The organism is bacterium (assembly GCA_035703895.1).
Taxonomy (GTDB): Bacteria; Sysuimicrobiota; Sysuimicrobiia; order Sysuimicrobiales; family Segetimicrobiaceae; genus Segetimicrobium.
Map to the genome: position 1 here is coordinate 1 of DASSXJ010000092.1, position 6,575 is coordinate 6,575.

At 65.8% G+C, this 6,575-nt stretch carries 7 protein-coding genes; 5 read left to right on the forward strand and 2 right to left on the reverse strand.

Annotated features, from left to right (window positions below; translation table 11 throughout):
- Positions 1-233: haloacid dehalogenase type II (locus VFP86_06380; GenBank protein ID HET8999255.1), on the reverse strand; the 233-nt coding region annotated here is incomplete at its 3' end.
- 114 nt (positions 234-347) lie between these two features.
- Between VFP86_06380 and VFP86_06385 the strand changes: the two genes are divergently transcribed.
- The 3 genes from VFP86_06385 to VFP86_06395 all read left to right on the forward strand — a co-directional run bounded on the left by VFP86_06385 (position 348) and on the right by VFP86_06395 (position 3,386).
- Positions 348-1,214: an AEC family transporter gene (locus VFP86_06385; GenBank protein HET8999256.1), complete on the forward strand. Its 867-nt coding sequence runs from the start codon at positions 348-350 to the stop codon at positions 1,212-1,214.
- Positions 1,215-1,347: 133 nt separating this feature from the next.
- Positions 1,348-2,301 carry a fumarylacetoacetate hydrolase family protein gene (locus VFP86_06390; GenBank protein HET8999257.1) on the forward strand — a complete coding sequence of 318 codons (954 nt, stop codon included), beginning with the start codon at positions 1,348-1,350 and terminating at the stop codon, positions 2,299-2,301.
- Between the two features lie 56 nt (positions 2,302-2,357).
- A complete protein-coding gene (locus tag VFP86_06395) occupies positions 2,358-3,386 on the forward strand; it encodes an ATP-dependent 6-phosphofructokinase (GenBank protein ID HET8999258.1) in 1,029 nt (342 codons plus the stop codon).
- Positions 3,387-3,396: 10 nt separating this feature from the next.
- Here the strand turns inward: VFP86_06395 and VFP86_06400 are convergent, their stop codons facing one another.
- A complete protein-coding gene (locus VFP86_06400; GenBank protein HET8999259.1) occupies positions 3,397-4,173 on the reverse strand; it encodes a serine hydrolase in 777 nt (258 codons plus the stop codon).
- Between the two features lie 107 nt (positions 4,174-4,280).
- On the opposite strand from VFP86_06400, the gene VFP86_06405 reads away from it, so the two are divergent.
- Together VFP86_06405 and VFP86_06410 are read left to right on the forward strand one after the other, a co-directional pair.
- Complete coding sequence (locus VFP86_06405) at positions 4,281-5,837, forward strand: ABC transporter substrate-binding protein (GenBank protein ID HET8999260.1); 1,557 nt, start codon at positions 4,281-4,283, stop codon at positions 5,835-5,837.
- Between the two features lie 7 nt (positions 5,838-5,844).
- Positions 5,845-6,575, forward strand: a 731-nt coding sequence (locus VFP86_06410) for an ABC transporter permease (GenBank protein ID HET8999261.1), incomplete at its 3' end; no start/stop codon positions are given.

Genomic DNA, 6,575 nt, shown 5'->3' on the forward strand with positions numbered 1-6,575 from the left:
CCGATCTCGCGATACGATGTGTGTTCCCGGTGCAGGAGCGTGTCGATCATCGAGTTCTCGAAATGCGTCCGACGCCACCACGTCACGAAAGAATTGGGATCTCCATGCCATCCTTTGGATGCTAAGAACGGGGTCGCGGCCTCGGTCAATCCGGTCTGCATATCGACCACGGTGCCGTACTGGTCGAACATGCAGACCTTGATGGAAGCCTTCAGATCTTCTGTCTGCGCCATTGGTGTTTCACCCCTCGTCAACGATCTAGGCGGGGCAGGGGGAAAGACACTGCTAACCGTACCATATGTCTATTGGGTCAGGTCATAGCGATACTCACCGATGTCATCGGCCCGGTGCTGTTAATCGCCGCCGTCGGTTACACGCTCGGTCGCACCCACGTGGTGCAGGCGCACTTCCTCACGGCGCTTTCTGTGCAGGTCCTCATCCCAGCGCTTGTTTTCTACGCGCTCACCACCTCAACGTTACCTCGGACGGCGTTTGCCCAGATCAGCGGCTTCATCGTCCTTCAGTTCTTCGTTCTCGCTCTCGTGGTATGGCTTGCCGCCCGTCTCGGTAGATGGGGTCGTGTGCGCACCGCCGGAGTGCTGTTTGCCACCCAGATGTCTAACGCGGGCAATGCTGGCCTTCCCTTGGCCTTCTTCGCCTGGGGGCAGCCAGGCCTCAATGCGGCGGTCGGGTTTTTCGCGATCTATGCCGTACTCGTGGCCTTGCTGTCCGTCTACATCGGCGCACGCGCCGGCACCAGTTCGGCCAATCCTGCCCGGGCGTTGCTGCGACAACCGGTGACGTATGCCATTATTGTGGGGCTGCTCTTGAATCTCCTTGGGGTCACCCTGCCAAGCCCGATCGCGAAGGCGGCCCAGATTCTTGCGAACGGCTCGATCTCGATGTTTTTGCTCCTCATAGGATTACAACTCGCAGAGGTGCAGCTCGGGGTAGAGTTTCGTGAGATCGCCTTCGCTACGGTTGTCCGACTTTTGGTTGCTCCGATTCTGGCATGGGTCAGTGCGCCGGTCCTTGGGCTCGAGGGAGTCGTCCGGCAGACGAGCATCCTGCTGGCCAGCCTGCCAACGGCCGTCAGTGCGGCGGTCTGGGCAACGGAGTTTGGAACCGACCCCGCGCTGGTCAGCAGCGTTGTCGTCGTCACGACGCTCTTGAGTGTCATCACCATCACAGGCTTGCTCGTCTTGCTGCGGTGACGTCTGGAAGCACGCGATAACCGCCCCGCGGGCCTCTCTCGTCTCCTCCCCTGCCGCGGCGTATGCCGGTCCACGTACTGCGAAAAAGGGGCCGACTTCAAGGAACGCTAATTGGAGTTGAGGAGGTGGACCAATGCGACTGCTGACCTTTTCGGCCCGAGGGCAGACGAGGCTGGGCGCCGAAGCGGGGGCGTGGGTGATCGACCTCAACCGGGCCGGCCATGAGTACTTCGGCGCGCAGGGAGGGCCCCGGGCGGCGGGCCAGGCAGATACGTGGCTCCCGCCCTCGATGAAGGAGTTCTTGGCGGGCGGAAACGACGCCATGGCCGCCGCCGGAGAAGCGGCCCGGCACATTCACACCCTTCTCAACGATCCCCCAGAGGCCGCGCGCATCCAGCGGGATGGAATCGCCTGGCGATCGGACGACGTCCGGCGGCTCCCGCCCGTCCCGGATCCGCCGAAGATCCTCTGTGTCGGTCGCAACTACGCGGAGCACGCGAGAGAAGGCGGGGCTGAACCGCCGGAGCTCCCCATCATCTTCGGACGGTTTCCGCACAGCCTGCTGGGACCGGGGGAGGCGTTCGTGCTCCCCACGGTGAGCCCGCAGGTCGACTTCGAAGGCGAGCTCGTCGCGGTGATCGGCCGGCGAGGCCGCGGGATTCCGGAGGCACACGCGCTCGACTACGTCGCCGGGTACACCATCTTCAACGACATCTCGATCCGGGACTTCCAGCGGCGCACCTCGCAGTGGATGGTCGGCAAAAACTTTGATCGCAGCGGCCCCCTCGGACCGGCGCTCGTCACCCGGGACGAGATCCCCGACCCGCAGAACCTGACGCTGACTGTGGACGTGAGCGGCGAGCGGATGCAGGAGGCGCACACCGGAATCATGATCTTCGGCGTCGCGCACCTCATCGCGTACGTCTCGCAGGCGCTGACCCTGGAACCCGGCGACCTCATCGCCACCGGGACACCGAGCGGGGTTGGGTTTGCCCGGAAACCCCCGCGGTGGCTGCGCGCGGGGGATATCGTGCGGGTCTCGATCAGTCAGCTCGGCGTGCTCGAAACGCCGATCGTGTCCGCCTGAGGACCGGCTGATGTTCCACTAACGCCGGGCCGGGTGAGAAGGAGAGAACGACCGTGATCAAGCGAATCGGAGTGTTGACGGGCGGCGGGGACGTCCCCGGGCTCAACGCCGCCATCCGGGCGGTCGTGAGACGGGCCGAGACGAAGCAGTTCGAGGTGGTCGGCATACGCGATGGCTGGCGGGGGCTCATCGACGACGACACCCTCATGCTCTCTCGGGACGCCGTGTCGGGGATCCTGCCGAAGGGCGGCACGATACTGGGCACGTCCCGGACCAATCCGATGAAGGCGAAAGACGGGATGGCGCGGATCAAGGCCACACTCGCCCGCCACCGGATCGATGCCCTGGTGGCGATCGGGGGCGATGACACCCTCGGGGCAGCGGCCCGCCTGAGCCAGGACGGCATTCCTGTGGTGGGGGTGCCGAAGACCATGGACAACGACGTCCGGGGCACGGACGTCACCATCGGATTCGACACCGCCGTCAACACGGTCATGGAGGCGCTGGACCGGCTCCACACCACGGCCGATGCCCACCATCGGATCATGGTCGTCGAGGTAATGGGGCGCGATGCCGGATGGGTGGCCACGGTCGCAGGACTGGCGGGCGGTGCAGACGTCGTGCTCGTCCCTGAGGTCCCGTTCGACCTCGACGAGGTGTGCGCCACGCTGCGGAAGCGCCGCGCCACCGGCCGGCACTTCAGCATCGTCGTGGCGGCCGAAGGCGTCACGCTCAGAGACGCCAAGGGCCAGGTGGTGCAGAACACGGAGGTCGATGCGTTCGGGCACGCCCGCCTCGGCGGGATCGGGACGCTCCTCGCCGGCGAGATCGAGCGGAGGATGGAGCTCGAGACGCGCGCGACGTCGCTCGGGCATGTGCAGCGCGGCGGTGCCCCGACCGCGTTTGACCGCGTACTCTCGACGCGATTCGGGATCGCCGCGGTCGATGAACTCGCCAATGGGAGGTCCGGTGTGATGGTCGCGTTGCGGGGGACGTCGATCGTGACGGTTCCGCTGGCTGAGGTCGCAGCGGGTTCCCGCCGCCTCGACCTGGACCTATACGAAGCGACCCGGCTGTTCTTCTAAACGCGCGCGGCTACCGGCTCGCCTCCACGATCGCGCGGCCGATCTCCTGGATCGCCACCCGGCCTTCGGCGTTGACCGCGAGGTCATTCGTGAATACCGCGGCGATCACGGGCCCGGTGGGCAAGAAGAGGATCCCGGCGTCGTTGAACACACCGGGCAGTGTGCCGGTCTTATGGGCCACGGCAACGTCCGGAGCCAGCCAGGCGGGGAGCCGATCGCGCTCTGTCTGCGCCCGAAGCATGTCGAGCAGCAGCGATGTCGTGGCCGGGGTCGCCAGTTCCCCCGCGAGGAGTCGGCGGAGTTGTTCGGCCGTGTCGTGTGGGGTCGAGAAGTTATCGCGGCCGCGCGCGCGGGCCTCGAGATCCATCATCCTCCGGGCGAGCACGGTATTCTCCCAACCGGCATGCAACAGGTACGCGTTGATGCGATCAATGCCCACGAGGTCGATGATGGCGTTGGTCGCCCGGTTGTCGCTGACGATAATCATCAGCGTGGCGAGATCCCGCAGGGTGTACGGCAACGGCGTGAGATGCTGGATGACCCCGCTGCCGCCCGCGGTGTTCTCCAAGGCGGTGGGCATGGCCTGATCCCACCGGGACCGACCGGCGTCGACGTCCGCCGCCAGGGCCAGGAGCACCGCCACCTTGATCACGCTCGCGGTCGCGAAGCGGTCGTCGGCGTTCCGGGCGGCCCAGCGCTCGCCGGCCCCGTCGCAGATCATGCAGCCGAGCCGCCCCCGGAGCGCTGACGCCACCCGCTCGACGTGGTTCTGGAGATCCGGCTTCATCCCGCGCCGATCCTCGAATCTCCCGCGCGGCGCTCCTCGAGCGTCGATCGAGGAGATCGCGGCACGCTTCCGAAGTATATAGGACACTCGCTCATCGGAGGCATGCGATGCGTAGGCTCCGTCATCTGCTGTTGACGCTGGCTCCGGCGCTCCTGTTGATCGTCAGCATCCTGCCGCCGACGACGCGGGCGCAGAGTCCGGCACGGGGAGGGACCCTCACCGTCGGAGTCCAGGCCGACTTGAAAACCCTCGATCCGCACCAGTCGGCGCTGACGCTCACCTATGTGGATCTCAGTCCGATCTTCCAGACCCTCGTGGACCTCGGCCCGAACCTCGACCTTCGCCCGCTGCTTGCCACGTCGTGGAAGGTCGGGCCGGACAACCTCACCTGGACGTTCAATCTCCGTCACGGTGTCCTCTTCCACAACGGCCGCGAACTGACCTCGCGCGACGTCAAATTCAGCCTTGAACGCATCCTCGACCCAAAGACCGGCGCGCGCGGCCGCGGCGATCTGAGCGCCGTCGACTCGATCGCTACGCCGGATCCGTACACCGTCCAGTTCAAGCTGAAGTCGCCGTTCGGCGTGTTTCCCACCAAACTCGCCACGACGTACCAGGCCATCCTCCCCGTCGAAGCGGTCAACCGCGCCACGAACGAGATGATCAAGCCGATCGGGACCGGGCCGTTCGCGTTTGTCGAGTGGAAGACCAACGACCACCTCACGATGCGCCGGTTCGATCGCTACTGGGAGAAGGGGAAGCCGTACCTCGACGAGGTCGTGATCAAACCGATCCCCGACGAGACCGTCCGGCTGACCGCCCTGCAGACGGGCGACGTCAACCTCATCATGGGCGTCCCGCAGGCGCGGATCCAAGACCTCTTCGCCCACCCCTCGAACGACTACGTGATCCGGCTTGTGCGCGGCGGAGCGGGGCAGGGTGTGGTGATCCTCAACACCCGCCACAAACCCTTCGATAACCTCAAAATCCGTCAGGCGGTGGCCTACGCCCTCAACAAGCAGGAATTGACCGAAGCCGCGTATCGGGGATGGGGACGTCCGGTCAACCAGAACTTCGCCCCGTCGTCCCCCTGGTACCTCAAGGTCAAGGACCGGGCCACGGATCTGGCAAAGTCCAAGCAGCTGCTCAGCGAGGCCGGCATGCCCAACGGCTTCAAGACGAGCGCCACCGTCGGGAATGGCTACGACCTCCCGGCCGTGGCGCAGGTGTATCAGGCGCAGCTGCGACGGGTGGGTATCGATGTCGCGCTGCAGGTGTTCGACATCCCCACGTGGGCGAAGCGGGTTGACAGCGGCGACTTCGACATGGAGAACACGGGATTCTTTGCGAAGGTGGATCCCGACGATGGCTACTACCGATATCTCCACTCCAACGGCGGCGTCTGGCAGCTGAGCGGGTTCCTGGCCAACCCCACGCTCGACCGCCTGCTCGATGACGGGCGCGCCGAGTCCGACACCGAAAAGCGCAAGGCGATCTACGCCAAAGTGGTGGAGATCGTCCAGGAGGAGTCCTCGATGCTCATCTACGGCAGCGGCGACACCGCCGTCGGCTGGAGGACCACCGTGCGCGGCTTCGCTCCGCAGATCATCGGCGCGCTCTCGTACCCCGGCGGAGGCGTCCAAGAGACCTGGATCTCGAAGTAGCCTGGTGGTGGGGCGCCCGCGAGCGGCGCCCCCCTCCCCCCGCTGGATGATCCGCTACCTGCAGGCGCGGGTGCTGGCCTTGCTGCTCATCCTCGTCCTCATGTCGGTCGTTGTCTTCTCGTTTCTGCACCTCACACCAGGCGATCCGGTCGAAGCCATGCTTGGCTCGGAGGTCGATCAGGCGACGAAGGATGGTCTCCGGCACGCGCTCGGGCTCGATCGCCCGTTGCCGGTGCAGTACGGCGTGTGGATGAGCCGGGCGTTGCGCGGCGACCTTGGGGCGTCCATCCAAATGCACCAGCGCGTCTCGTCTCTCCTAGCCGAGAAGCTGCCCGTCACGATCGAACTGACGGCGGCTGCGAGCGTGGTCGGTCTGCTCATTGCCCTGCCGACCGGGGTGCTTGCCGCCGTGCGCCGGAACTCGGCCGTTGATCTTGGGGCGATGGGGATCGCTCTGGCCGGCGTCTCTGTTCCGTCGTTCTGGCTGGGGGTGATGCTTATCTTGCTCTTCGCCCTGCACTGGCGGATCTTCCCGTCCATCGGCTATGTGCCGGTCTCCCGGGATCCGATCGGCGCCTTGAGGCACCTGGTGCTCCCCGCGGTCACGCTGGGGCTGGGACTCGCAGGGGCCTTGACGCGCATGGTCCGGTCGGGCGTGCTGGAGGAACTCGGTCATGAGTACGTCCGCACGGCCAAGGCCAAGGGCCTGCGTTTCCCCACGGTCATCAACCGCCACGT

What these genes read in the sequence shown, in the direction of transcription:
- VFP86_06390 (HET8999257.1), top strand. Translation starts at nt 1,348, where the DNA reads ATGCGACTGCTGACCTTTTCGGCCCGAGGGCAGACGAGGCTGGGCGCC.
- VFP86_06400 (HET8999259.1), bottom strand. Translation starts at nt 4,173, where the DNA reads ATGAAGCCGGATCTCCAGAACCACGTCGAGCGGGTGGCGTCAGCGCTC.
- VFP86_06405 (HET8999260.1), top strand. Translation starts at nt 4,281, where the DNA reads ATGCGTAGGCTCCGTCATCTGCTGTTGACGCTGGCTCCGGCGCTCCTG.